This is a genomic window from Arthrobacter sp. TJ-263, from assembly GCF_058269155.1.
Genome location: NZ_JBZCNE010000001.1, coordinates 395,617 through 420,509 on the forward strand (window position 1 = coordinate 395,617; position 24,893 = coordinate 420,509).

At 69.6% G+C, this 24,893-nt stretch carries 23 protein-coding genes; 14 read left to right on the forward strand and 9 right to left on the reverse strand.

Annotation, left to right across the window (positions count from 1 at the left end; genetic code table 11):
- Positions 1-36: 36 nt before the first annotated feature.
- Positions 37-798, forward strand: a complete 762-nt coding sequence (sufC, locus tag AC4D2F_RS01825; protein WP_104164847.1) for a Fe-S cluster assembly ATPase SufC — start codon at positions 37-39, stop codon at positions 796-798.
- Between the two features lie 67 nt (positions 799-865).
- Positions 866-1,195, forward strand: coding sequence for a metal-sulfur cluster assembly factor (locus AC4D2F_RS01830; protein ID WP_104120512.1), 330 nt, complete (start codon positions 866-868; stop codon positions 1,193-1,195).
- A 158-nt stretch (positions 1,196-1,353) separates the two neighbouring features.
- Here AC4D2F_RS01830 and AC4D2F_RS01835 read toward each other — a convergent pair whose 3' ends face one another.
- The 3 genes from AC4D2F_RS01835 to AC4D2F_RS01845 are packed head-to-tail and all read right to left on the reverse strand — an operon-like array spanning position 1,354 to position 3,369.
- A complete protein-coding gene (locus AC4D2F_RS01835; protein ID WP_490909277.1) occupies positions 1,354-2,046 on the reverse strand; it encodes an energy-coupling factor transporter transmembrane component T family protein in 693 nt (230 codons plus the stop codon).
- On the reverse strand, positions 2,043-2,735 hold the full coding sequence (locus AC4D2F_RS01840) for an energy-coupling factor ABC transporter ATP-binding protein (RefSeq protein WP_490909278.1): 693 nt from the start codon (positions 2,733-2,735) through the stop codon (positions 2,043-2,045). Before AC4D2F_RS01840 ends, AC4D2F_RS01835 begins: the two co-directional genes overlap by 4 nt.
- Positions 2,728-3,369, reverse strand: a complete 642-nt coding sequence (locus AC4D2F_RS01845; RefSeq protein ID WP_490909279.1) for a biotin transporter BioY — start codon at positions 3,367-3,369, stop codon at positions 2,728-2,730. Before AC4D2F_RS01845 ends, AC4D2F_RS01840 begins: the two co-directional genes overlap by 8 nt.
- 167 nt (positions 3,370-3,536) lie before the next feature.
- Between AC4D2F_RS01845 and AC4D2F_RS01850 the strand changes: the two genes are divergently transcribed.
- The 6 genes from AC4D2F_RS01850 (at position 3,537) to AC4D2F_RS01875 (ending at position 13,197) form a co-directional block, all read left to right on the forward strand.
- On the forward strand, positions 3,537-5,135 hold the full coding sequence (locus tag AC4D2F_RS01850; RefSeq protein WP_104164855.1) for an ABC-F family ATP-binding cassette domain-containing protein: 1,599 nt from the start codon (positions 3,537-3,539) through the stop codon (positions 5,133-5,135).
- A gap of 774 nt (positions 5,136-5,909) precedes the next feature.
- On the forward strand, positions 5,910-6,452 hold the full coding sequence (locus tag AC4D2F_RS01855) for a hypothetical protein (protein WP_490909280.1): 543 nt from the start codon (positions 5,910-5,912) through the stop codon (positions 6,450-6,452).
- Between the two features lie 2 nt (positions 6,453-6,454).
- Entirely contained in the window at positions 6,455-7,795 is a 1,341-nt protein-coding gene (locus AC4D2F_RS01860) for a glycosyltransferase family 2 protein (protein WP_104164859.1), read from the forward strand.
- The gene (locus AC4D2F_RS01865; RefSeq protein WP_490909281.1) at positions 7,785-9,659 is read left to right on the forward strand and encodes a polysaccharide deacetylase family protein; all 1,875 of its coding nucleotides are present in this window, start codon (positions 7,785-7,787) and stop codon (positions 9,657-9,659) included. The genes AC4D2F_RS01860 and AC4D2F_RS01865 overlap by 11 nt, the downstream gene beginning before the upstream one ends.
- A gap of 80 nt (positions 9,660-9,739) precedes the next feature.
- Positions 9,740-11,506 carry a polysaccharide deacetylase family protein gene (locus tag AC4D2F_RS01870; RefSeq protein ID WP_490909282.1) on the forward strand — a complete coding sequence of 589 codons (1,767 nt, stop codon included), beginning with the start codon at positions 9,740-9,742 and terminating at the stop codon, positions 11,504-11,506.
- Positions 11,494-13,197 (forward strand): endo-1,4-beta-xylanase, encoded by a 1,704-nt coding sequence (locus AC4D2F_RS01875; protein WP_490909283.1) that lies wholly within the window; start codon positions 11,494-11,496, stop codon positions 13,195-13,197. The genes AC4D2F_RS01870 and AC4D2F_RS01875 overlap by 13 nt, the downstream gene beginning before the upstream one ends.
- 78 nt (positions 13,198-13,275) lie before the next feature.
- Here AC4D2F_RS01875 and AC4D2F_RS01880 read toward each other — a convergent pair whose 3' ends face one another.
- The 4 genes from AC4D2F_RS01880 to AC4D2F_RS01895 all read right to left on the reverse strand — a co-directional run bounded on the left by AC4D2F_RS01880 (position 13,276) and on the right by AC4D2F_RS01895 (position 16,144).
- Positions 13,276-14,289 carry an NAD-dependent epimerase/dehydratase family protein gene (locus AC4D2F_RS01880; protein ID WP_490909284.1) on the reverse strand — a complete coding sequence of 338 codons (1,014 nt, stop codon included), beginning with the start codon at positions 14,287-14,289 and terminating at the stop codon, positions 13,276-13,278.
- Between the two features lie 309 nt (positions 14,290-14,598).
- A complete protein-coding gene (locus AC4D2F_RS01885) occupies positions 14,599-15,426 on the reverse strand; it encodes an SURF1 family cytochrome oxidase biogenesis protein (protein WP_490909285.1) in 828 nt (275 codons plus the stop codon).
- Positions 15,427-15,666 (reverse strand): hypothetical protein, encoded by a 240-nt coding sequence (locus tag AC4D2F_RS01890; RefSeq protein ID WP_490910506.1) that lies wholly within the window; start codon positions 15,664-15,666, stop codon positions 15,427-15,429.
- A gap of 52 nt (positions 15,667-15,718) precedes the next feature.
- Positions 15,719-16,144 carry a DUF3099 domain-containing protein gene (locus AC4D2F_RS01895; protein WP_490909286.1) on the reverse strand — a complete coding sequence of 142 codons (426 nt, stop codon included), beginning with the start codon at positions 16,142-16,144 and terminating at the stop codon, positions 15,719-15,721.
- 167 nt (positions 16,145-16,311) lie between these two features.
- Here AC4D2F_RS01895 and AC4D2F_RS01900 point away from each other — a divergent pair, with 167 nt between their 5' ends.
- Together AC4D2F_RS01900 and AC4D2F_RS01905 are read left to right on the forward strand one after the other, a co-directional pair.
- Positions 16,312-17,088: a beta-ketoacyl-ACP reductase gene (locus tag AC4D2F_RS01900; RefSeq protein ID WP_490909287.1), complete on the forward strand. Its 777-nt coding sequence runs from the start codon at positions 16,312-16,314 to the stop codon at positions 17,086-17,088.
- 42 nt (positions 17,089-17,130) lie between these two features.
- Positions 17,131-17,880: an SDR family oxidoreductase gene (locus AC4D2F_RS01905; RefSeq protein WP_490909288.1), complete on the forward strand. Its 750-nt coding sequence runs from the start codon at positions 17,131-17,133 to the stop codon at positions 17,878-17,880.
- A 25-nt stretch (positions 17,881-17,905) separates the two neighbouring features.
- Here AC4D2F_RS01905 and serB read toward each other — a convergent pair whose 3' ends face one another.
- Positions 17,906-18,790: a phosphoserine phosphatase SerB gene (serB, locus tag AC4D2F_RS01910; protein ID WP_490909289.1), complete on the reverse strand. Its 885-nt coding sequence runs from the start codon at positions 18,788-18,790 to the stop codon at positions 17,906-17,908.
- A gap of 202 nt (positions 18,791-18,992) precedes the next feature.
- Here serB and AC4D2F_RS01915 point away from each other — a divergent pair, with 202 nt between their 5' ends.
- From AC4D2F_RS01915 to lplAB, 4 genes are all read left to right on the forward strand, one after another.
- Entirely contained in the window at positions 18,993-19,778 is a 786-nt protein-coding gene (locus AC4D2F_RS01915; RefSeq protein WP_490909290.1) for an ABC transporter ATP-binding protein, read from the forward strand.
- Positions 19,779-19,815: 37 nt separating this feature from the next.
- Positions 19,816-20,646 (forward strand): TrmH family RNA methyltransferase, encoded by an 831-nt coding sequence (locus AC4D2F_RS01920; RefSeq protein ID WP_490909291.1) that lies wholly within the window; start codon positions 19,816-19,818, stop codon positions 20,644-20,646.
- Between the two features lie 101 nt (positions 20,647-20,747).
- A complete protein-coding gene (locus tag AC4D2F_RS01925; protein WP_104164883.1) occupies positions 20,748-21,005 on the forward strand; it encodes a type B 50S ribosomal protein L31 in 258 nt (85 codons plus the stop codon).
- A 95-nt stretch (positions 21,006-21,100) separates the two neighbouring features.
- Positions 21,101-22,189 (forward strand): lipoate-protein ligase LplAB, encoded by a 1,089-nt coding sequence (gene lplAB, locus AC4D2F_RS01930; RefSeq protein WP_490909292.1) that lies wholly within the window; start codon positions 21,101-21,103, stop codon positions 22,187-22,189.
- Here lplAB and pepN read toward each other — a convergent pair.
- Positions 22,174-24,786, reverse strand: coding sequence for an aminopeptidase N (pepN, locus tag AC4D2F_RS01935; RefSeq protein ID WP_490909293.1), 2,613 nt, complete (start codon positions 24,784-24,786; stop codon positions 22,174-22,176). The two genes, lplAB and pepN, sit on opposite strands and share 16 nt — an antisense overlap.
- Between the last annotated feature and the right edge of the window lie 107 nt (positions 24,787-24,893).

Sequence of the window (24,893 nt, forward strand, 5' to 3'; positions counted from 1 at the left end):
ACCTCCTGGACAGCCAGGCGAAGGAGAAAGAACACGATGTCCACACTTGAAATCAAGGACCTGCACGTCAGCATCGACACCGAGCAGGGCAACGTCCCGATCCTCAACGGCGTCACGCTGACCATCAACACCGGTGAGACCCACGCGATCATGGGCCCCAACGGCTCCGGCAAGTCGACCCTCGCGTCGACCATCGCCGGCCACCCCCGCTACAAGGTCGACAGCGGCACGATCACCCTCGACGGTGAGGACGTCCTGTCGATGAGCGTCGACGAGCGGGCCCGGGCCGGGCTGTTCCTCGCCATGCAGTACCCGGTCGAGGTGCCCGGTGTCACGATGACGAACTTCCTGCGGACCGCCAAGACGGCCCTCGACGGCGAAGCACCGAGCCTGCGCCACTGGACCAAGGACGTCAAGACCGCCATGGCGCAGCTGCGCATCGACGCGGACTTCGCCCAGCGCAACGTCAACGAGGGCTTCTCCGGTGGCGAGAAGAAGCGCGTGGAGATCCTCCAGCTCGAACTCTTCCGCCCCAAGTTCGCGATCCTCGACGAGACCGATTCCGGCCTCGACGTCGACGCCCTGAAGGTCGTCTCCGAGGGCGTCAACCGCGAGCACGCCAAGGGGGAGATGGGTACGCTGCTCATCACCCACTACACGCGGATCCTGCGCTACATCAAGCCGGACTTTGTGCACGTGTTCGTCGCCGGCCGGATCGCCGAACAGGGCGGGCCGGAACTCGCGGACCGCCTCGAGGACGAGGGCTACGATCGATTCACGGCCCAGGTCGAGGCCTAGGACCACAGCATGACCCGGCGCGTCCTGCGCGCCGACCGCAGAACACCAGCCCGAGAGGAAGAGTTCGATGAGTGATGTGCAGCAGGCGCAGACCGCGCTGGATGACATCGAGGAAGCGCTGCGGGACGTGATCGACCCGGAGCTCGGCGTGAACATCGTCGACCTCGGTCTCCTGTACGGCCTGAAGTACGCGGAGGACGGCGCCCTCCTGATCGACATGACGCTCACCACGGCGGCCTGCCCGCTGACCGACGTGCTCGAGGAGCAGGTCGGCCAGGCGCTCGACGGCGTCGTGGACGAGTGGCGCCTGAACTGGGTGTGGATGCCGCCATGGGGTCCCGAGAAGATCACCGAGGACGGCCGCGACCAGATGCGGGCCCTCGGCTTCAATATCTGAGCGGTTCGACGGCAGCACGGGAGGGCGGTTCCAGCATTGGCTGGGACCGCCCTCCCGTCGTCCGTCGGGGTGCTTCGCCCTGGTGCGCGGGGTCGTGCACCGCGGAGGCAGGTCCTGACCCGCCTCCCACCGAGGCAGCGGCCGCCGTCCGGTGGAGACTACATTCCCGGCGCGGGCGCGGGATCCTCGGCGGCCGGGTCGTCGTCGTCTCCATTGTCGTCGTCTCCGGCGTCGTGGTCCCCGAGGCCCCGTGCCGCGAGCGCCTCGCCCGTCCTGTGCGCGTACGCGACCGCGCCGATCACGAGGGGAGTCACCGCGACCCGCGGGTTGCGTTCGAGGCCGCGCGCCTTCGCCGCCTCGCGGACATCGACGAACAGCCCGGCCAGGTAGGGGATGCTGCGCAGCATGACGGACAGCGCGAGGGCGAAGCGCTCCGGCTGCGCGCCGACGACGCGGAAGGGGCGGGCCAGCCGGGCCGCGCCGTCGAGGATGTCCTGCGTGGGCGTCGTGAGGGTCAGGGCCCGCGCCGCGAGGAGGCAGGCGACGATCCCGCCCACCACGCCGAACGCGGCGGTCCACCCCTGCAGCCACCCCTGGTAGAGCGCGAGGACGACGAGGACCGGCGCCGCCGGCAGGAGCATCCTCAGGATCCGCACGGGGGACAGGCGTGCCCCGACCACCAGGGCGCCGACGGTCAGGACCAGCGCGACGGCGGTGACGAACGGCGAACGCCAGGCCAGGACGATGCCCGCACAGCCGAGGGACGCCGCGGCCTTGACGGGGAGCGGCGTGCGGTACAGGAAGCCACGGCCGGGCTCGTAGAGGCCGATCGTGCTGCCGAAACCCCTCACGCGCCGCGCACCGGCCGTCCGACCAGGGAGCGGTAGTACGCCACGGCCTCGGCAGGCACGCCGTCGAAGACGACGGCACCGCCGTCGACGACGAGGGTCCTCTCGGCCTCCAGGGCGAAGTCGAGGTTGTGGGTGGTGAAGACGACCTGCTGCTCCAGCCCGGCGATGATGTCCCGGACGAGGGCGTCGTTGCGCAGGTCCAGGAGCGTGGTCGGTTCGTCGGCCACGAGGATCCGCGGCTCCACGGCGAGCACGACGGCGAGCGCCAGGATCTGCCGTTCGCCGCCGGAGAGGTCGTAGATGCTGCGGTCGGCGAGGTGGTCCACGCCGAAGCGCCGCAGGACGTCCTCGGCCTGCCGGCGGCGCTCGGCCGAGGGGAGCTTCCGGGCACGCAGGGACAGCTCCACGTCCTCGCGGCCCGTGGGCATGACGAGCTGCGAGAGGGGATCGGTGAAGACGAAGCCGACGGTCCGGCGGACCGCGCGGCCCTCCGTCCGGGTGTCCCGGCCGAGGACGCCGACCGAACCGCTCGACGGGACGAGCAGGCCGTTGATGAGCCGCAGCAGGGTCGACTTGCCGGATCCGTTGGCGCCGATTACCGAGACCCGCCGCTCGCGCAGCGTCAGGCTCGCCTCGAGAATGGTCCGTCCGCCGTCCACGCGCACCTGCGCCCCCGCGAACTCAATCACGGGGTGCGCGCCCGGCGAGGAGCCGGGGGAAGGCGCGGTGCACCGACACGGCGATGACCGCGGCCAGGATGTTCTTGAGCACATCGCCCGGCAGGTAGGCGGCGTCGACGATCACGGCATCCCGCAGGGGCAGCCCCGCGTTGACCACGAGTCCCGCGATACCGAGCGGGTGGATGGTCACCAGGCTCGCGGCGAGGCACGCCAGGAAGAGGAGGGGTGCCCGGAACCGCTGCCGGCGCAGGACGACGACGGCGAGGAGACCCGCGACGAGAGCCGCGAGGGGGAAGGCCACGAGGTACCCCGCGGACGGGCCGGCCAGGACGCCGAAGCCTCCGCTGAACCCGCTGAAGACCGGCAGGCCGATCAGCCCGGCCACCAGGTAGAGCAGGACGGCGGCCGTTCCACGTGCCGGCCCGAGGACGATCCCTGCGAGCATGACGCCGAGGGTCTGGAGCGTGATGGGAACCCCGAGCGGCCCCACCGGGATACCGGGTAGGATTGCGAGGGCGGCAATGAGGGCGGCGAAGACCGCGACCAGCGAGAGATCGGTGGCATCCCACCGTCGCCCGGACCGTCGTCCGGGTGATGGACTGCTCCGGACCGGCTCGGCGGCGGTCTTCTCGGCTGGCTGCATGGCACACGCTCCTTCAGCGGACCGGAGTCGCACCGGCTGATCCGGTGATTTGTCGACTTCCTCCAGCCGTCACTGCTTCTGTACCGAGACTAGCGCCGGTCATCAGGGGATCCCTTGTGGGATTCCTACAACAAACGCCGTCTCCGGCACCATTGAAAGGCCTCACCGTGATTAGCGTATCCAAGCTGGAGCTGCGGGCGGGTGCCCGCCTGCTCATGGACGATGTCTCCTTCCGCGTGGACAAGGGCGACAAGATCGGCTTCGTCGGGCGCAACGGCGCCGGCAAGACGACCCTCACGAAGGTCCTGGCGGGCGAAGCACTCCCCGCCGGCGGCACGGTGACCCGTTCCGGCGAGATCGGCTACCTGCCCCAGGACCCGAGGACGCCGAACATGGAGCAGCTCGCGCGCGACCGCATCCTCTCGGCCCGCAACCTCGACGAGGTCGTCGGTGAGCTGCGCCAGGCGCACGAGGACATGGCCAGCGACAAGACGTCGGTGCGCAACAAGGCGATGGCGCGCTACGACCGCATCGAGTCCGCCTTCCTCGCGGGTGGCGGGTACGCAGCGGAGGCCGAGGCGGCGTCCATCTCGTCGAACCTGTCACTGCCCGAGCGGATCCTCAACCAGCCCCTCAAGACGCTCTCCGGCGGCCAGCGCCGGCGCGTCGAGCTCGCCCGCATCCTCTTCTCAGGTGCCGAGACCATGCTCCTCGACGAGCCCACCAACCACCTCGACGCCGACTCCATCGCCTGGCTCCGGGAGTTCCTGAAGAACCACCAGGGCGGCCTGATCGTCATCAGCCACGATGTCGAACTGCTCGAGGCGACCGTGAACAAGGTGTTCCAGCTGGACGCCAACCGGGCGACCATCGACATCTACAACATGGGCTGGAAGCGCTACCAGCTGCAGCGGGAGACCGACGAGCGCGCCCGGAAGCGCGAGCGCGCCAACGCCGAGAAGAAGGCGCACGTCCTTATGGACCAGGCCAACAAGATGCGGGCGAAGGCCTCGAAGGCCGTCGCCGCCCAGAACATGGCCAAACGCGCCGAACGGCTGCTCGGCAACCTCGACGCGGTCCGCACCTCGGACCGCGTGGCCGCGCTGCGCTTCCCCGACCCGTCCCCCTGCGGCAAGACGCCGATGACGGCGGAGGGTTTGAGCAAGTCCTACGGTTCGCTCGAGATCTTCACGGACGTGGACCTCGCGATCGACCGTGGCTCCAAGGTGGTGATCCTCGGGCTCAACGGTGCGGGGAAGACGACTCTCCTGCGGATGCTCGCCGGCGTCGACACCCCGGACACGGGCAAGGTCATCGCGGGCCACGGGCTCAAGGTCGGGTACTACGCGCAGGAGCACGAGACGCTGGATACGCAGCGCACCGTGCTCGAGAACATGAAGTCCTCGGCCCCGGACATGCAGGACGCCGAGGTGCGCGGCATCCTCGGGTCCTTCCTGTTCTCCGGGGACGACGTCGACAAGCCCGCGGGCGTGCTCTCGGGCGGCGAGAAGACCCGCCTCGCCCTGGCGACGATCGTGGCGTCCTCGGCGAACGTGCTCCTCCTGGACGAACCGACGAACAACCTCGACCCCGCAAGCCGCGCCGAGATCCTCGGGGCCCTCAAGAACTACAGCGGTGCCGTGGTCATGGTCAGCCACGACGAGGGCGCCGTCGACGCGCTCGACCCCGAGCGGGTCGTCCTGCTGCCGGACGGCGTCGAGGACCTCTGGAACGACGACTACCTGGAGCTCGTCACCCTCGCCTAGCCGTACCGGGACCAGCAACGTCCTCGCTGCGCACCCCGCGAGCGGCGGCCTCCCGCGAGCGGCGGTCTCCGGCCGGGCGGTGACGTCCCGCGCCCGTATCCCGGCACGGTCCGCGGCGCCCCTCCCGCCCGCCGTCGCGCCCGGGCGACCCCCGTCGGATGTGTCCTGACCGGCCCGGCCGGTGTCACGCCCGAGGGTCGGCGGGCCCCACCCGATCCTCGGGCGGGGGTCCCTTCGGACGTCCGCGAGCCACGTCTCGGGTGGGTCGGCCCATGCCTCGGAAACGCCCTCCCTCCGTGCAGCCGGGGGCAGTCGCCGCGCCCCTCCGCCGCGCCACGCCACGTCCCGCCCTCGAATTCGGCGACGCCTCGAGTCGCTGCCACCGCCCTCCGGGGGTCACAGCTACGGCCCGCGCGCGGCATTTCCCATAGGTACTCTCAGAAACCTTTTCGAGTATCGGCTACTCGTGTTTGGCCTTAAGGGGATACGTAACTTGGTCGTACCACCGGGCTGTGCAGCAGCTTTCCAAGGTCCAACTCTGAGGAGACTCTTCATGATCCCCCTCGATCGCAATGAAAACTCCGGGACGAACTCGGCGGGAGGCGCTGACACCGCCTACCTGCGCCGTCGTCCTGCGGTTTCGGAAAGCGGAGTGCCGTTCGCGCTCCCCACCCGCCAGCCGCCGGGAACCGTCGCTCCCTTCGCCGGCAGGACCGGCGCGCCGGGCCCGAGCGCTGCAAGGATGCACATGCTCGCAGCAGGGGAGGAAGACCGATGACAAGTGTCGCCAGCATAGGCGTGGCCGCACCCGGGACTTTCGGCCGGGACGGTGCGATGTTCGAGGGCCTGCTCGACTTCGTCGCGCAGTTGAGCCTCGTGTTGTGGACCGTCGTGGTCGTCACCGTGCTCATCCGTTTCGTCGGGATCCGCATCTACCGTCGTCGATACCGTCTGGCCGGTGCCGCGCCGGTGGACTCCGTCGCGGCGGAGCCCGCCGCGTCGCACCCCACGGCCGAGATCGACGCGATCCGGCCGACCGCCGGGCAGCAGGCCCAGACCGCACCGGTCGCCCACGGCCCGCTCACCGCGACCACCGCCGCGAAGGACGCAGCGCTCGTGCCGGCGGAGCCCGTCGAGAGCGGGCTGGTCGACGTCTCCTCGACCGGGGCGTTCACGGATGCCGTCGAGGTGGTCCTGCTGCCGGACAGCGTGCCGTCCAGGGTCACCCCGTCCGTCCAGATGCCACTCCACCCGCCCCGTAGCCGACACCCTGAACCGCGTTCCCCCGCGCTCGCGACCCACTCCGTCGAGGCCTGAGGATGGACATCGCGCTCGTCATCTTCTGGCTGTTCGCCGGCGTCAGCATCCTCTATGTGGTGCATTTCGGCCTCTATCTCGTGGGCGCGAATTTCTACGATATCTGGCAGCAGCGGCGGAAGGGCCTCAGCGGGGTCCAGGTACCGGTGGCGTACGAGCCCGAGTGCGCGGCGACCGCCATCTGGAACCGGCGTGCGGCACCCGAGGTGCCGGGCCTGGTCTCCGTCGTCATCGCCGCACACAACGAGGAGGCGGTGATCGTCCGGACGCTCGACTCCGTCCGGCGCAGCACCTACCGCTCGCTCGAGGTCATCGTCGCCGACGATGCATCCTCCGACCTCACCGGACGCCTGGTACGCGACTACCAGGTGCGGCATCCCGGGATGGACCTGCGCCTGATGCGGATGCGCAAGAACGTCGGAAAGGGCGCCGCGCTCAACGCGGCGCTCCGGCGGTACGCTCGCGGCCAGTTCGTCATGACGCTCGACGCCGATTCGATCATCCAGCCCGACGCCATCACGAACGCCCTCTCCTACTTCGACGACCCCTACGTCGCCGGCGTGGCCGCCAATGTCCAGATCCTGGAGGAGACGACCGCCCTCGGCATCCTGCAGCGGTTCGAGCACATGATCGGCTACCGCTCGAAGAAGCTGTACTCCCTGCTGAACTGCGAGTTCGTGGTCGGTGGGGTCGCCTCGACGTACCGGATGCGTGTCCTGCGCAAGGTCGACTTCTACGACACCGACACCCTGACCGAGGACATCGGCCTGAGCACGAAGATCACCAGCCTGGGCAATCGGCGCTTCCGCATGATCTTCGGAGCCGACGTGGTCGCGAAGACCGAGGGAGTACTGACGCTCCGTGCCCTCGCGAAGCAACGTTTCCGCTGGAAGTACGGCAGCCTGCAGAACCTGATCAAGTACCGGGGGATGATGCTCAACCCGCACCGCCGGTACACCCGCACGCTAACCTACTACCGCATGCCGATGGCGATGCTCAGCGAGTTCACACTGCTCGTCTCGCCCCTGGCATGGACGTATGCGGTCTACTGGTCGCTGGTCACCCAGACGCCCGCCCTGATCATCGGCGCCTACCTGACCATCACCGCCTACACGCTGCTGACGGTCTGGATGGACGAGAACCTGACGAGGCGCGAGCGCGCCCGCTTGTCCATCTACGCGCCCACGGCGTATTTCCTGTTCTACATCATGGATCTCGTGCAACTGACCGCAGCGGTCCGCTGCATCGCGCGCTCGCGCGGCCTGGTCAAGCGTCCCGAGATCAACACCTGGAAGTCCCCGCAGCGGGCCGGGAGCACGGCGGTGGTCGCTCGTGCCGCATAAGCGCCGGCGGTTCGTCCGCATACTGCTCAACCCCCTCGTCGTCGTCTCATTGGTCGTGGCGCTGATGACCGCGGGGTGGCTGGTGTACACGGGCGGGCAGAGCATGATCGCCCAGGCGCGTCCCGGGGCGAACCTGCTCCCGCCCCTGAGCCCGTCCGCCGAGGCCACCCCCGGGTCGTCGGGGACGCCGACGGCCACTTCCGCACCGTCACCCAATACGCTGTCCGCCCCCGACACCTCGTCGGCCACCGACACGCCGTCGGCTGTCGACGCGGTGGCAGGCTGGAGCGTCGGCCACAGCGCGGACGCCGCCGCCACCCTGAACCTCGTCGACGGGCAGGTGAGCGACCAGGCACTGAAGCTCGACGTCGGACGGTACGCCTCGGGCGACGTCACGCTGACGAGTCCGCGGGTGGAGGTCGATCCCGGGGAGACCTACCTGTTCAAGGCGTTCGTCTCCACCGACACGCATTTCACCCTGCTGGCGCGTCGGCATCACACCGACGGGAGCACGACTCTCAGGCAATTGCCGAGCGTCCTCGAGCGGCCGGGCAACGCCCCGTTCTCCGTGAGCGACGCGTTCGACAGCGGGGACACGGTGACGGCGGTGGAGTACGTCTTCCGCCTCGCATCCGAGGGCAGCGTCCGGGTCGAGGGTGCCTACCTCGAGGCGGCGGAGGACGTCGCTCTCCCGCCCAGCACGGCGGCCGCCCCCAACCTCATACCCAACCCCGAGCTCGTCAGTCCCACACCGGGGGTACCCGCGTCCTGGTCACCCTACGCATCCGGGCCGTCGACCGTGGAGTCCGGGCGCGGTGACGACGAGAACGGCCCGTTCCTCTGGACCCGCATCACGAACTACAAGAGCGGTGAGGCGAAGTGGCAGTACCAGCCGGTTCCTGTGGCACCCGACCGGCGGTTCGAGTTCGGCGCGACCTACCGGGCCGAGCGTGAGGTGGACGTGCTCGCCGAGTTCGAGCTCGAGGACGGCGGACGCGTGTTCCGCAACCTGGCGACGGTGCAGCCGGCGGGGGAGTGGACGACCATCGGGGAATCGTTCCAGGTCCCCGACAAGGCGAAGACGGTCATGGTCACCCTGGTGTCCCACGGCGACGGGACCACCGCAGTGCGCGACTACTCGCTGACCGACATCACCAAACCGGGACCCCTCCGGTGGGACAAGCCGATGGTCTCGATCACCTTCGACGACGGCTGGGAGTCGGTCTACGACCGTGCCCTCCCGCTCCTGGACAAGCACGGCTTCCGGTCCACCCAGTACGTCAACCCCACGTCCCTCGAGACACCGAACTTCATGACAGCCGCCGAGGTGCGCGGACTGCACGAGGCCGGACATGAGATCGCGGCACACAGCTACTCCCACGTCGATCTCACCTCTATCAATGCCGAGCGGCTGGAGGAGGAGATGCGAAGGAACGAGGAGGCGTTGAACGACGCCGGCCTCGGCACCGACAACCTCGCTCCCCCCTTCGGACGGTCCGACCCCCAGGTCGACTGGTATGCGAGCCAGTACTTCACGACCGTGCGGGGGACGGACGTGGGTATCAACACCCGGCAGAGCATCGATCCGTCCGATCTGAAGGTCTTCTACGTGACGGACGAGACCACGCCCGAACTGCTGCGCGAAGCGCTCGCGGAGACGGACCGCGTGAACGGCTGGCTCATCCTCGTCTATCACCAGATATCCACCCCCGAGTCGACCGGCACGCAGGACGACGACACCATCGTGGCGGACCAGAGCACCATCACCAGCGACGCCCTCGCTGCACAACTGCAGATCGTCGACGACAGCGGCATCGAGGTGCAGCCCGTCAGTCAGGCGTTCGACCAGTTACAGGACCAGTAGTTCCCGCTGGTGGGATCCACCGCCGTCGGCCCAAGAGAAGAACGGAGAAGTTCATGACTAGATCCAGATCTGGATCCTGCTTGGCGCGGGGGCGAGCCGGATTGCTGACCATCATGGTGGCCCTGGGGGCGATGGCTTCCACGCTGCTGACGCCCGGGGTGGCGAACGCGGTGGTGAACAACCCAGCGCCCTCGGCGCTGGTGTCGTTCACCTTCGACGACGGTTTCCGCAGCTCCATCACGGCGGCCGCGCCGACGCTCCAGAAGCATGGTCTCACCGGCACGAACTACGTGGTCACCGACTGCGTGGGCATGACGACCGTGCCGAACACCTGCCGCGCGGACGGCAGCGTGCCGTACATGACCTGGACGCAGATCAAGCAGCTGCAGACGCAGTACGGCTGGGAGATCGGATCGCACGGCAAGGACCACCAGTGCCTTGCCTCGACCGGCGACGTCTGCCAGGCCAACAAGCTGACCCCGGCCCAGATCGACGCGCAGATGGCGAACAGCAGGGCGGCCCTTGCCGCCCAGGGCATCACCGCGACCGCCTTCGCCCCACCGTACGGCGACTACGACCAGACGGTCCTGGCGAAGGTCGCCAAGTACTACTCGTCGATGCGCGGTTTCGCCGACGAAGGCGTGAACCTGTGGCCGCTCAGCGATTACCTCGTCCAGAACGTCGCGGTCGAGGAGGGCCTCGACACCGTGGCATCGCTCAAGGCGAAGGTCGATCAGGCCATCGCGGGCAAGACCTGGGTGGTGTTCACGTTCCACGACATCGTCCCGAACCCCAGCACCAATCCGGGCGACTACGAGTTCGGCACCGCCGAACTGGACGAGCTCGCCGCCTATGTGAAGACCAAGGTGGCGGCCGGACAGATCAAGAACGTCAACGTCTCCCAGGGCATCGTGACCGGCTCTCCGAACAAGATGCCGAATGCCAGCTTCAATGCCGGCATCGGCGAGGGCTGGCGGACGGACGCCCCGACGCGCGTCACGGCCGACGCCGGAGGCAACGGCAGCTATCCCGACCCCGCCCGGTCGGTGAAGCTGGTGTCGGGCACGGGCCCGACGCACCTGTTCTCCCCGCAGGTCGCCGTCACCCCGGGGACGAACTACCTGTACAAGACCTTCCTGAACGTCTCCGCGCTGACCTCGGGCGAGGTGGCGTTCTACGTCGACGAATACAACGCGGCCGGAGCCTGGGTTTCCGGGCAGTACCGTAAACGGGAGAACTCCCGATGGGTGGAGTCGCTCAACTTCACCTATACGCCGAGTTCGACGAACGTGGCGAAGGCCAGCCTCCAGGTGATCGTCGCAGGGACCGGCATCACGGCCTACCTGGACAACGTCGAGCTGCTGGAGCTCATCGGGGGCACCACACCGCCGCCGGTCACCAACCTCGTGGCCAACGGCACCTTCGACGCCGGCCTCGGCGGCGGGTGGAGGTCCGACTCCGCGACCGGTGTCGTGGCGGACAGTGCGGGCAACGGCGCCCCGGCCAACCCGGTGAACTCCGTGAAGTTGCAGGGCGGCACGACCAACAGGCACCTGTTCTCGCCGCAGGTCGACGTGACGCCGGGCAACTACAACATCTCCGCCTACCTCAACATCAAGACCCGCACCGCCGGTGAGGTCGGCTGGTACATCGACGAGTACGACGCCAACGGCAACTGGATCTCCGGGCAGTGGAAGCTCGCCAGTACCGCGATTGGCGTCTCCAATGTCGCCCTGACCTACTCGCCGAGCACGACGAACGTCGCCCGGGCGAGCGTGCAGGTGTACGTGACCAGCAACTCCGGGGTGCTCGCGTACGTCGACAACGTGCGCTGGTGGCGGCCCTGACACTCGGACGCCTGCCAGCACGGACAGTGCTGGCAGGCTGTCTTCTGCTCGCGCTCGCGGGCTGCACGCCCGACGACCCGGAACCGGAGCCCGACGTGATCGTTGACCTGATCGACGAGGACTGGCAGCACACGCCGGGAGTGGCGTCGGACAGCGGAGGGCTGCAGGTCACGGCCACGGCGCGAAGCATCGTCGATCAGGACGGTGGAGGAGGGCAGCCGAACCCGCCGCTCAATCTGGCCGGGACGCATCTGGTGGCGGACGGAGACTTCTCCCTCAGCGCGTCGCTCACCGACGTGATCGCCGACGCCTCGTGGACCGTCTTCGACAGTCCGCCGGTGATCGCCGACGAATTCCGGCTGGAGCCATCGGGCCTGCGGCTCACCCTCCTCGACGACGACCTCGAGATCGCCGTCTTCGACGGTTCCCCCCAGGAGGACGTCACCAGCCCCCGGCCGGCGCACGAGGAGCACGTGACGGTCCGGGATCCCGAAGCCACGCTGGTGGTACGCCGGTCCGGCGACACACTCGAGATCGAGAGCGGTGGAGAGACCGTCTCCTCCCTGCCCCTCGGAGCGGTGTTCGAATCAGGGAAGCTCTGGCTGGGACTCTCGAGCGAGGGCGGCTCCTTCCGCGTCGGTTCCTTCACCGCGACCGCTCTGGACGGCGGCACCCTCACGACCGCGGAGCCGGCCGTGGTCCAGGCCGAGCAGGAGCCGGACGGGCTGCAGGCCCTGGCCTCGCAGAAGAGGCCGGATTTCACGATCGGCGCCGCGGTGGCGCTCGGCCCGCTCGCCTCGGACCCGGACTACGCCAGGGAGTTCGTCGGCAACTTCGGCGCGCTCACGCCGGAGAACGCGATGAAGCCGCAGTTCCTCTCGCCGCAGCAGGCCGTGTACACGTTCGAGGAGGCCGATGCGATCATCGCGATCGCCGAGAGCAAGGGCCTGGCGGTGCACGGCCACACCATCGCCTTCACCGAGGCGATGCCCCGCTGGATGCAGGAGTTGCCCACCGGCACGGAGTGGGAGCGCCGAGCCAGCGCCGAGGCCCTGCTCGACTACATCACGACAGTAGTGACCCACTTCAAGGGCCGCATCGACTCGCTCGACGTCGTCAACGAACCGTTCGACGTGGACCAGGGCACCAGCTACCAGCAGAACATCTGGTACCGGGTCTTCGGGCCCGGCTACCCGGCGGTCGTCTCCCAGGCCGTCTACGAGGCGGATCCGGACGTCAAGCAGTTCATCAACGAGAACGGGGCCGACGTCCCGGGGTACCGCCAGGACGCCCTGCTGAAGCTCGCCCTCGACACCAACGCGCAGGGCGGGCACATCTACGGCGTCGGCCTCCAGGCCCACGTCTACGACCTCGAGACCGACGCCATCTCAGCCGAGGATCTCACGGAGACGCTCGAGAACTTCGGGGATGCCGGGCTGCGCGTCCGGATCTCGGAGAACGACGTCACCGACGGAGAGGGGGTGGACGCCCAGGCGGAGCAGTATGCCACGGTGCTGGAGACCTGCATGCGCTCGCCTACCTGCGTCTCCTACACCACGTGGGGCGTGGACAACCGCTACAACTGGTGGGTCGACGACGACGGTGAGCTGCAACAGGGCCGGGACTTCCTGTTCACGGACGGGGAGACGACCCCCGCGTACGACGCGATGAGGCGCGTGCTGGGCGGCTGAGCGTCGCGGTGGCGCCGCCGCCTTGACGCCGCCGCCCTGACGTCGACGGGATCCTGGGCGGTCGTCGGTGGGCCCGTCTCAGTGGACGGCCTCGGCGTGGTGCACGGCCTCGGCGTGGATCCCGTTGGAGGCGGTGGAGAGGATGTCCTTCGCCACCTTGAGGATGATGGTGTCGATGGACGCGGTCGGTCGGAACCGGATGAGGCGTGACGCGAGGGCGATGTCGGGGGAAGGGCGTCGAACGTCCTCGTGGCCGGGGCCGTAGACGTCGTCGTACGGAATGAAGGTGATCATGCTGCGGCTGCCCAGGAGCCTGATCGTCCGCTCGGCCAGCTCGATGATCGACACCTCCTGGGTGCTACCAAGGTCGATGGCGAGCCCTCGGGCGGCCGGCTGCTCGGCGATGCGCACGATCGCCGGGACGACGTCCCCCACATAGGAGAAGCAGCGAGTCTGCCGGCCGTCACCGTGGACGGTCAGCGGGTCACCCCGCAGCGCCTGCTTCACGAGCGTCGGCACCACGCCACCGGATCGGCCTCCCTGGCGGGGACCCGCCGTATCGAAGAGCCGGACCACGGACACCGCCAGACCGTATTCCCGCCCGTAGGCCTGGGCGAAGGCCTCTTCCGTCGCCTCCGCGGCGACACCCGCCCACCGGGGGGTCAGCGGCGAACCGAGGATGCACTCCGCATCCGCGGACAACCGGCCGGAGACGTGCCTTCCATGGATGTCGCCGCTGTACACCACGATCAACTCGGAACCCGCATCGAGGCAGGCGTCGAGGACCGTCTCGGTGCCATGGACGGTGGAGCGAAGGCCTGCGAGCGGGCGATCCGTGCACGCATGCGCCCCACCGGCGGGCGCCAGATGGAACACCCGGTCCACTCCGCGGATCGCCCTGCCGACCGCAGCCGTGTCCAGGGTGCTGCCCTCGTGGAACGTGAAGGTCTCATGGGCCCGGCACGCGGCCAGATTCTCGAGCCTGCCGCGGGAGAGATCATCGAGCACGGTGACGGCGTCCCCGGCGTCCAGAAGGTATTCGGCGAGGTGGCTGCCGATGAAACCAGCGCCACCGATCACGACGGTTCTCATGGCCCGTTCCCCTGAGTGATTCGGCGATTCCAGCAACGGAGCGGCGGACGATGGCGCGAATCGTAGGACCCGGACCACACACAGTGCCGCTCCGCACTGCTTCTCGGCAGCATCCTATGAACGGTCGTGCCCGGGGGCACGAGTGCGTTCCACTCGATTCCGGGTGGGGACTCCTGCACGAACCACCCGCCGTCCTGGGCCGACTACCCGGCCGTGCTCCGAGGACGGTCGATGACCTTCGTCCACGCAGTGCAGGAGCGGTGGTTCCTGCGACCCGACCACCGCGTCGAGGCCTTCGCCGGCGTGACCCTAGCGGATTCCCCGGGCGTCGAGGATGGCGTCCTCCTCCTCCTCCGAGGACGGGCGACGACGCCGGCGGGCCGGGCGATCCGGAGCGGTGCCGTCCCGTTCGGCGTCGCTCCTGCGCTGCTGCCGCGCCGCGTACCCGAGGCCCACGAAGGCGAGGACGCCGAAGGCGAACCACTGCAGGGAGTAGGAGAGATGCGGCCCTTCGTCGATGGACGGCTTGGGTGCGGCGATCGGGGTCTGGGCCGCTGCCGGCCGCTCCAGCGCGAGCAGGCCGTAGGCGGCGTCCTGCAGGGGGTACTCCACGCTCTCCGCGAGCGACGGAAGATGGACCGATGCGATCTGCCCCTCGGGTGCGCCCCGGTTCACCTCCGGCTCGCCCGGCCGAATCCGTGCGGTGACCTCGACCTCCCCCGCGGGCGGGGCCGGGACCACGTCCGGGCGTCCTGCTTCGGCGTTGCCGATGGGCAGCCAGCCGCGGTCGATGATGACGGCGGTCCCGTCCTCGAGCCGCAGGGGAGTGAGCACCTCATACCCCGGCTGACCGTTGAGCGGCCTGTTGCGCACCACGACCTGGTGTTCGACGTCATACGTCCCGGTGAAGGTCACCGGCGTCCATTCGCGGGCGGGATCGAAGGTGTCGAAGCCGTTCGCCCCCGGTACATAGCGCTGGGGCGGGGCATCGTAGTTCGCCTCGATGCGCTGGATGTCCTCCACGACGGCCTCCCGCCTGTCCAGCTGCCATCGTCCGAGCCCCACGCAGCCGGCGGCCACCACCATGACCATGGCCAGCCAGCCGAGCCAGCGGACGGAGAAGAAGTAGCGGAACACCTAGCGGGTCTCCATCGGTCGGTCGGCGGTCAGGGGGAGGGTCTCCTTCCAGAGCCCGCGATCCCGGAGGTACTCCTCGAACCACTCCACGTGGTCAGGGCACGACGCCCAGGCCTTCCGGCGCTCGGGGGTGTGGATGCGCGGATTGTTCCACAGCAGCTGCCACTCGGCGTCGTTCCGGCATCCTTTGCGTGAGCAGACGGGAGGCCCTCCCTCGGCCGGTCCCGGCGCCCCGAACAGACCGAGGCCCGCGGCCGGACGGGCGGCAACGGGCCGGGGAGTGGACGGCAGGTCAGCCACGGGCGTCGGGCCCGCCGTGGCCTGCATCCTGGGGCCCGCGACGTGCCGGGTCCGCGGGATCGTCGATGATCTCGCCACTGAGGACGTCCTCGCCGTCGTCAGGGCCGGCGTCGACGACCTTCGCCTCGATCTCCCGCACCGGGGCGCGGTCGATCAGGGCGTCGCTGTGGCGGATGTTGCTGGTGTCGCTGCCGCCGTTCGCGACGATCACGGCGAAGTACGGCAGGAACACCGCTCCCGCGATCATCACCCATTGCAGCCACACGTACGGGACCACGAAGACCAGGATGAAACACACGAGACGGATGCCCATCGACACCGAGTAGCGGATCATTCGCGTACGCATCTCGTCGCTGTGTGATTCCCGTGCGTCGGAGATGCTGTGGACGTCTGTGTTGTGCTTCGTTTGCTTACTCATCACACTCCAAAAAGACTCCCTCTATTGTCTCATTCCGGGCCCCGTTCCCGAAGTCGAGGGATGCGCCGTTAGGATCGTCGGGACAGTCTGACCGATGGCCACGGGGGAGGTCCGAGCGGGCTGGGACGCCCGTCCGGAGCGCTTGCGCGGTGGTCGGCAGGAACAACATGGACCCCTTCCGGCCCGCAGACAGAGGAGTTACCCCCTTGGCACCTGATGCAGACAGCAGTACGACGGCCTCCGGCCGCAGCGTCCTCATTACCGGAGGCAACCGCGGGATCGGCCTTGCCATCGCCAAGGTATTCGTAGCCAACGGCGACAAGGTTGCCATCACCTACCGAAGTGGTGAGGTTCCTGAAGGGATGTTCGGCGTGCGGGCCGATGTCACCAGCGAGGAACAGATCGACGCGGCGTTCACGCAGATCGAGGCCGAGCACGGACCGGTGGAGGTGCTCGTCGCGAATGCCGGCATCACACGCGACACCCTGCTCATGCGCATGACCGAGAGTGACTTCACGGACGTCATCGACACCAACCTGACCGGCGCGTTCCGCGTGGTCAGGCGGGCGTCGCGCGGCATGATCCGCCTGCGACGCGGCCGCGTCATCCTGATCTCGAGCGTCACGGGCCTGTACGGGGCGCCGGGCCAGATCAACTACTCCGCTTCCAAGGCCGGGCTGATCGGCATCGCCCGTTCCCTGACGCGCGAGCTCGGCTCGCGGGGCATCACGGCCAACGTCGTCGCCCCGGGGTTCATCGACACCGACATGACGGCGGAGCTGCCCGAGGACACGCGGAAGAGCTACCTCGCCACCATCCCCGCCGGCCGCTTCGCGTCGCCCGACGAAGTGGCGGGCGTCGTGTCCTTCCTGGCCGGCGATGCCGCCGGCTACATCTCGGGTGCCGTCATCCCCGTCGACGGCGGACTCGGCATGGGCCACTAGGCCACCCCCGCCCCCACCACCCAGCCCACCAGAAGGAGAACCATGGCCACCCTCGAGGGAACCACAGCAATCGTCACCGGATCGTCCCGCGGGATCGGCGCCGACGTCGCGCAGCAGCTCGCTGCGCGGGGCGCCGCCGTCGTCGTGAACTACCGTCAGAAGGCGCCGCGCGCCAACAAGGTGGTGGCGGGGATCGAGACGGCCGGCGGCCGGGCCGTCGCGGTCGGTGCGGACCTGACGACGCCGGAGGGTCCTGCGGCGCTGGTCGATACTGCAGTCTCGACCTTCGGTGGGCTGAACCTGCTGGTCCTCAACGCGTCCGGCGGCATGGAGACGGGCCTGGGGGAGGACTACGCGCTGAAGCTCAACCGTGACGCGCAGATCGCCATGCTCGAGGCCGCCACGGAGGTGATGCCCGCGGGCTCCCGCGTCGTCTTCATCACGAGCCACCAGGCGCACTTCATCGAGAAGGTCGAGACGATGGACGCCTACGAGCCGGTCGCGCGCAGCAAGCGGGCCGGCGAGGACGCCCTGCGCGCCCGCATCCCGCAGCTCGACGAGAAGGGGATCTCCCTCGTCGTCGTGTCCGGCGACATGATCGAGGGCACGGTCACGGCGACGCTGCTGGACCGCGCCACCCCCGGAGCCATCGAGGCGCGCCGCCAGGAGGCGGGCCGCCTGTACTCCGTCGCGGAGTTCGCGACCGAGATCGTCCGGATGGTCACGGCGGACGTCCCCACGGGCCACACGGAGTATGTGGGCGGCGCCGAGGACTTCCTCGCCAAGAGCTGACCCGCAGCCTCGTCCAGGGCCCGGGCTACAGCCCGGCGAAGTGGCGGACGACGTCCAGGTCCGGAAGGTCGAGGGCGACGTCCGCCGCTGCACGGACGGCAGGCTTCGCGTTGAACGCCACGCCGAGTCCCGCTGCGCCCAGCATGTCGAGGTCGTTCGCCCCGTCGCCGACGGCGATCACCGCCGCAGGCTGCACGCCCGCGCGCTCGGCTTCGGCGCGGAGCGTGCGCTCCTTCTCGCGGCGGTCGACGACGGCGCCCGCCACCCTGCCGGTCAGGGCGCCGTCGAGGATCTCGAGGTCGTTCGCCTTGGCGAAGGACAGGCGGAGGCGCTCGGCGAGGGGTGCGAGGACCTGCGAGAAGCCGCCGGAGACCACGCCGACGCGATGGCCCGCGCCGAGGTACGCGGCGACGAGGTTCTCCGCGCCGTCGCTCAGCTCGATGCGTTCCACGACCTCGCCGATCACGGTGGCAGGAAGCCCCTGCAGCGCGCGGACCCGGTGGTGGAGGGACTGGGCGAAGTCGAGCTCACCCCGCATGGCAGCCTCGGTCACCGCCGCCACCTCCGCCTCGCGGCCTGCATGCGCGGCGAGCAGCTCGATGACCTCCTGGCGGATCAGCGTCGAGTCGACGTCCATGATCAGCAGCTTCGGTCCGGGAGCGTACGTGGGGGCCGGGACGAGCGCGGCGCCGACGCCGGAGGCGGCCGTCCACCGTGCCAGCCCGGCACGCACCTCCGAGGCCCGCGCGGTGAGCTCGACGCCGAGGGTCAGCACCGTGTAGGTCGGGGTCGCCGCGGTCGCGGTGTCCGTGACCTCGGCGCCCAGGCCGCGCAGGGCGCCGAGCAGGTCCTCCCGGTGTCCGTCGTCGAGCCGCCTCGCATAGGCGACCACCCGTGCCGTGTCCCGCATGCTCCCGCTCCTGTCCACGCCGGTGCCGGCGTCCGTGTCTCGTGGGGTCCCGATCGTGGCGTCCTGCCCGCCGCCGGAGCCGGCAGCCGGGCCGGCAGTCGGGCCGGCAGGCGGGCCCCACGGGCCACCGGTGGTGCACAAGCGTCGTGGGCGGCCTGCCGGTTTCGCCACGGGGCCGCTCCTTAGCCTAGTGTCTAGGACCATGAGTGACGTTCTGGAACTGGCGGGAGTAAGCCTCGTCAGGGGTGGCAAGACCCTGCTCGATGAGATCGACTGGCAGGTCAACGAGGGCGAGCGCTGGGTGGTCATGGGCCCCAACGGAGCGGGCAAGACCACCCTGCTGCAGCTCGCCGGCGCGCGGCTCCACCCCACCAGGGGCGTCGTCGGGATCCTCGACGAGGTCATGGGTGCGGTCGACGTCTTCGACCTCCGGCCGCGCATCGGCCTCGCGTCGGCGGCCCTCGCCTCGCAGGTACCGGATCACGAGACCGTCCTGAACGTCGTCGTGACGGCTTCCTACGGTGTCACCGGACGGTGGCGCGAGCAGTACGAGCGACTCGACGAGCGCCGCGCCTTCCGTCTCCTCGACACCTGGGGCATGTCCCGCTTCATGAACCGCCCGTTCGGTTCCCTCAGCGAGGGGGAGCGCAAGCGCGTGCAGATCGCCCGGGCGCTCATGGCGGACCCCGAACTCCTGCTCCTCGACGAACCGGCAGCGGGCCTGGACCTCGCCGGACGCGAGGACCTCGTGCAGCGGCTGACCGAGCTCGCCCTCGACCCCGAAGCACCCGCCATGGTGCTGGTGACGCACCACCTCGAGGAGGTGCCGCCGGGCTTCACGCATGCCCTGCTGCTGCGCGACGGCGTGGTGGTGGCGGCAGGCCCCATCGCGGACGTGCTGACCGAGCAGAACCTGAGTGCCGCGTTCGACGTCGCCCTGAAGGTCAGCGAGGAGAACGGCCGCTACAGCGCCGTCGCCCGGGCGTGAGCAGCGCAGGCCGCCGCGCGCCCCGGCACGCTCCCTGATGCCCGTCATCACGCTCGATGCGGTCGACGACCCCCGGCTCTCGGACTACCGCGACCTCACCGACGTGCAGCTGCGCCTCGCCAGGGAACCCGCGGAAGGTCTCTACATCGCCGAGAGCTCGAAGGTGCTCCGGCGCGCCGTCGACGCCGGGCACGTCCCGCGGTCCTTCCTCCTGGCGCCGAAGTGGCTCCCCGACCTGGCCGACGTCGTCGCCCGCTTCCCGTCCGTGCCCGCGTTCGTGGCCCCCGAGGCCACGCTCGAGGCCATCACGGGTTTCCACCTGCATCGTGGCGCCCTCGCCGCGATGCACCGGCCGGCACCCCGGGCACTCGACGAAGTGCTGACCCCGGCCCGGCGCGTCGCGATCATCGAGGACATGGTGGACCACACCAACCTGGGTGCCGTGTTCCGGTCCGCCGCAGCGCTCGGCGTCGACGCCGTGCTGCTCAGCCCCCGCAGCGCCGATCCGCTCTACCGGAGGGCCGTGCGCGTCAGCATGGGCAGCGTCTTCCAGGTCCCGTGGGCCAGGCTGACCTCGTGGCCCGGGGATCTCGCCGCCGTGCGCGCCGCCGGCTTCACCCTCGGTGCCCTCGCGCTGGGTCCCGGGGCCGTCCCGCTCGGTGCGTTCCCGGCACGGGACCACGAGCGGCTCGCCCTCCTGCTGGGCACCGAGGGGGACGGCCTGAGCGACGGCGCACTGGCGGAGGCCGATGTCGCCCTGACCATCCCCATGCACGGCGGCGTGGATTCGCTGAACGTCGCCGCGGCGGCGGCCGTGGCGTTCTGGGAGTGCCGGTCCGACGGCGGCGGCGCGCGCCCCGCGCTTTAGCCTCGCGGATGCTCCTGCGCTAGTATGGATAGCTGGCGCTGTCGCCACCCTTTCAAGTTCCCGTGCCTGGCAAAATCCAGGCAACCAGAGAAGGTAGTCCCGTGAAGTCTGATATCCACCCCAAGTACCAGTCGGTCGTGTTCCGCGACCTGGCCTCCGACAAGGCGTTCCTGACCAAGTCGACGGTCGGCTCGCCCAAGACCATCGAGTGGGAAGACGGCAACACCTACCCCCTCATCGAGGTCGAGATCTCCTCGGAGTCCCACCCGTTCTACACGGGCAAGCAGCGCATCATGGACTCCGCCGGTCGCGTGGAGCGCTTCAACGCCCGCTTCAAGGGCTTCGGCGCCAAGAAGTAGTCCAGCTCCTCCCGAGCACCGGACCCACGGTCCCACGAGGAAGCCACGCCCATCCGGCGTGGCTTCCTCCCGTTAACGCACCACGGAAGGCACCCATGGAACAGGCACCGGAACAGGCACCCGGCGCGGAGCGCCTGCACGGAGAATTCAAGACCCCGGGCGGCAAGCTCACGGCCGTGGACCTCAGCGTGCAGGGCGGGCGCCTCACGGGCGTGTCGGTCAACGGGGACTTCTTCCTCGAGCCCGACGAGGCGCTGCTCGACATCAACGCCGCGCTGGAGGGGCTCCCCGCAGACACCGCGCCGGGGGAGCTGGCCGCGGCGATCACCCAGCGCCTCGACCCGTCGGCCGTGCTGTTCGGCTTCTCGCCGGAGGCCATCGCCACCGCTGTCCGCCGCGCCCTCGGACGGGCCTCGAGCTTCGCGGACCACCAGTGGGAGATCATCCCTCCCACGCCGCTGTCCACGACCATGCATGTCGCGATGGACGAGGTCCTCACGCGCGACGTCGGCGCGGGCTCCCGCAACCCGACCCTCCGTTTCTGGGAGTGGCAGGCGCCGTCGGTGGTGATCGGCAGCTTCCAGTCCATGCGCAACGAGGTGGATCCGGCGGGTGCGGACCGGCACGGGGTCACCGTGGTGCGCAGGATCAGCGGCGGCGGTGCCATGTTCATGGAGCACGGCAACGCCATCACCTACTCCATCTACGTGCCGCAGTCGCTCGTGGACTGCCTGAGCTTCGCCGACTCCTACCCGTTCCTCGACGCCTGGGTGATGGACGCCCTCCAGCGGCTCGGCATCCAGGCCTGGTACCAGCCCCTGAACGACATCGCCACGGAGGTCGGCAAGATCGGCGGCGCGGCGCAGAAGCGGCTCGCCAACGGCGGGATGCTGCACCACGTGACCATGAGCTACGACATCGACGCGGACAAGATGCTCGAGGTGCTGCGCATCGGTCGGGAGAAGATGTCCGACAAGGGGACGAAGAGCGCGAAGAAGCGTGTGGACCCCCTGCGCCGCCAGACGGGGCTGACCCGCGAGGAGATCATCGGCGTCATGATGGACACCTTCCGCGAGCGTTACGGCGCGGTGGAGGCATCACTCTCCGACGACGACCTCCGCCGCGCCGAGGACCTGGTGGAGCACAAGTTCGGGACCGAGGAGTGGCTCTACCGCGTGCCCTGAGCCTGCGCCCGCAGCGACCGCAGGAGATGGTCGCGTTCCTCCACGACGATGCGCCGCAGGGCCGCGGGTGCGTCGGGGTTCGCGTCCAGCCAGGCGTCGGTCCGCAGGACCACGGGGTGCCGTCCGGGCTCGCCGTCGAGGTCCTGGTGACCCGGGTACAGGCCCCGGACGATCCTGCTCGCCATCTCGATGCCGCGGGTGTCCCAGACCCCGCGGAGCGCCTCGAAGTAGGGCTCCCGGTACGGGTCCAGGAGTGCGTGCGAGCCGAGCATGAACCCCTCGATCGCCGCGCTGAGCAGCTCGTTGGACAGCCGGTCGCCGTGCACCGCTTCCGCCCACGTTGCCTTCTTGATGGCCGCATCGGGGATCGCGGCGGAGGCGAGGGTGAAGCCCACGCGGCCCGACGCCGTCGGGTCCGCCGTCCGCTCGGCCTCCAGTTCCCCGGGCCGGACACGCTGCTGCGCGGCGAGTCCCTGGAGGAGGAACCAGCGGAGTTCGGCGTCGAGGCCCAGTCCGTCGATCCGCTCGTCGCCGTCGAGCACGGCGCGCACGACGTCGACGGCCCGCCCGGCGCTGCGGGCGGCGGCCGCGAGCGCCCTGGCCCAGGCGAGCTGGAGGTCGGAACCCGGCTCCGCGGTGCGCAGGCCCTGCGCCAGGAAGTCGCTCAGCCGGTCCCGCAGCGCCGGGCGCTCTCCCGCGGGGGCGAAGCGTTCGATCGCGGTGCGGGCGTTGGCCAGTAGGACCTGCAGCATGCCCACCCCGCCCTCCACGGGCGCTGCGAGCATCACGGCGGACAGGTAGGAGCTCACCGGCAGGCGCGCGTCCCTCGTGGTGGACCACAGGGCGGTGAGGCACGTGGCCCGGGCCAGGGGGTCTTGCACGCGGTGGATCGAGGTCAGGAGGGTGGCGAGGGAGCGCTCGTCGAAGGACAGCTTCGCGTAGGTCAGGTCGTCGTCGTTGACCAGCAGGAGGTCCGGCTGGTCCGCCCCGGCGAGCGCCGGCACGGCGGTCCGGCCGGCCTCGACCGTCACGGGCTCCGCTCGCGTCCGCACGAGCCATCCCTCGGAGTCGAAGGAGTACAGGCCTACCCGGATACGGTGCGGCCGGGGCTCGTCCAGCCCGGTCACAGGGTCCACGGCATCCTGGACGATCGTGACCCCGGTGAGGACGCCGTCGTCGGCCGTGACCTCGGCGGCGAGTGCGGGGACACCGGAGGTCTGGAGCCAGGACCGCGACCACGCGGCGAGGTCCTGCCCCGTCGCGAGGGCCAGGACGTCGAGGAGGTCAGTGAGGTTGGTGTTGCCGTACTCGTGCTTGCGGAAATACTGCCGGGCGGCGGTCGTGAAGTCCTCGCGGCCCACGAAGGCCACGAGCTGCTTGAGCACGGAGGCGCCCTTCGCGTAGGTGATGCCGTCGAAGTTCTGCTTCGCGGCCTCGAGGTCCGGGATGTCCGCGACGATCGGGTGCGTCGTCGGGAGCTGATCCTGCACGTAGGCCCACGCCTTCCGGCGGTTCGCGAAGCTGACCCACGAGGTGCTCCAGCGCGTCGCCTCCGCCACGGCGAGGGCGCCCATGTAGTCGGCGAAGGACTCCTTGAGCCAGAGGTCGTCCCACCACGACATCGTCACGAGGTCACCGAACCACATGTGGGCCATCTCGTGCATGATCGTGTTGGCCCGGGCCTCGCGCTGCGCCTCCGTGGCCGCGGACTGGAACACGTAGTTCTCGGTGAAGGTCACGAGCCCGGGGTTCTCCATGGCGCCGAGGTTGTACTCCGGGACGAACGCCTGATCGTACTTGCCGAAGGGGTAGGCGTAGTCGAACAGGTCGTGGAAGAAATCCAGCCCGCGTCGGGTGGTGTCGAAGATCTCGGCGGCGTCGAAGGACGGGGCCAGGGAGCGGCGGCAGTACAGGGCCAGCGGCACCTCGAGGCCCTCACCGGCCGTGCCCGCCGCACCGGTCCAGGAGTCGGTCTCCCGATGGTAGGGGCCCGCCAGCACGGTGGTGATGTAGGTGGAGATACGCCGCGTGGGCGCGAAGGTCCAGCGGGCGGCCGTGGCGTCGGATGTGTCGTCGAGTGGCTGGACGCCGGTCTCGGCGCCGTTGGAGGCGACCGTCCAGTCGGCGGGCGCGACGACGCTGAACGTGAAGGTGGCCTTCAGATCCGGTTGCTCGAAGTTCGCGAAGACGCGGCGTGCGTCGGCGGGCTCGTACTGCGTGTACAGGTACGTCTCGCCGTCGGCGGGATCCACGAACCGGTGGAGTCCCTCGCCGCTGGTGCTGTAGCGGGCCTGGCCCGTGACGGTCACCGTGTTGTGCTCGGCGAGGTCGTCGAGCAGCACGCGGGCGCCGTCGGCGGCCGTGGCGGGGTCGAGTACCCGACCGTTCACCTCGAGAGCGGTGACCTCGCCGATGAAGTCGAGGAACGTGGACGCCCCCGGCTCGCGGCAGGAGAACACCACGGTCGTCGTCGTGGGGTAGGTCCCCTGGGCGGCATCCCTGGCCCGCGAGAGATCCAGGTGGACGGTGTAGCTCTCGGTCTCCAGCAGCGCCGAGCGGGCGGCGGCTTCGTCCCGGGTCAGGTTCTCGTTCTCCATCCGGTCATTCAATCACGCGTCCGCGCCCGGTCCCCGCGGACGATCGCCCCCCCCCCGGAACCCGGGAGATCGGGCCGGCCCCGACGTGACGAGGCCCCGGCGGTGCC

Bases quoted from the DNA above. Each gene is read 5' to 3' on its own strand.
- sufC (WP_104164847.1), top strand. From the start codon at position 37: ATGTCCACACTTGAAATCAAGGACCTGCACGTCAGCATCGACACCGAG.
- AC4D2F_RS01830 (WP_104120512.1), top strand. From the start codon at position 866: ATGAGTGATGTGCAGCAGGCGCAGACCGCGCTGGATGACATCGAGGAA.
- AC4D2F_RS01845 (WP_490909279.1), bottom strand. From the start codon at position 3,369: ATGCAGCCAGCCGAGAAGACCGCCGCCGAGCCGGTCCGGAGCAGTCCA.
- AC4D2F_RS01855 (WP_490909280.1), top strand. From the start codon at position 5,910: ATGACAAGTGTCGCCAGCATAGGCGTGGCCGCACCCGGGACTTTCGGC.
- AC4D2F_RS01860 (WP_104164859.1), top strand. From the start codon at position 6,455: ATGGACATCGCGCTCGTCATCTTCTGGCTGTTCGCCGGCGTCAGCATC.
- AC4D2F_RS01880 (WP_490909284.1), bottom strand. From the start codon at position 14,289: ATGAGAACCGTCGTGATCGGTGGCGCTGGTTTCATCGGCAGCCACCTC.
- AC4D2F_RS01895 (WP_490909286.1), bottom strand. From the start codon at position 16,144: ATGAGTAAGCAAACGAAGCACAACACAGACGTCCACAGCATCTCCGAC.
- AC4D2F_RS01900 (WP_490909287.1), top strand. From the start codon at position 16,312: ATGGACCCCTTCCGGCCCGCAGACAGAGGAGTTACCCCCTTGGCACCT.
- AC4D2F_RS01905 (WP_490909288.1), top strand. From the start codon at position 17,131: ATGGCCACCCTCGAGGGAACCACAGCAATCGTCACCGGATCGTCCCGC.
- serB (WP_490909289.1), bottom strand. From the start codon at position 18,790: ATGCGGGACACGGCACGGGTGGTCGCCTATGCGAGGCGGCTCGACGAC.
- AC4D2F_RS01915 (WP_490909290.1), top strand. From the start codon at position 18,993: ATGAGTGACGTTCTGGAACTGGCGGGAGTAAGCCTCGTCAGGGGTGGC.
- AC4D2F_RS01920 (WP_490909291.1), top strand. From the start codon at position 19,816: ATGCCCGTCATCACGCTCGATGCGGTCGACGACCCCCGGCTCTCGGAC.
- lplAB (WP_490909292.1), top strand. From the start codon at position 21,101: ATGGAACAGGCACCGGAACAGGCACCCGGCGCGGAGCGCCTGCACGGA.
- pepN (WP_490909293.1), bottom strand. From the start codon at position 24,786: ATGGAGAACGAGAACCTGACCCGGGACGAAGCCGCCGCCCGCTCGGCG.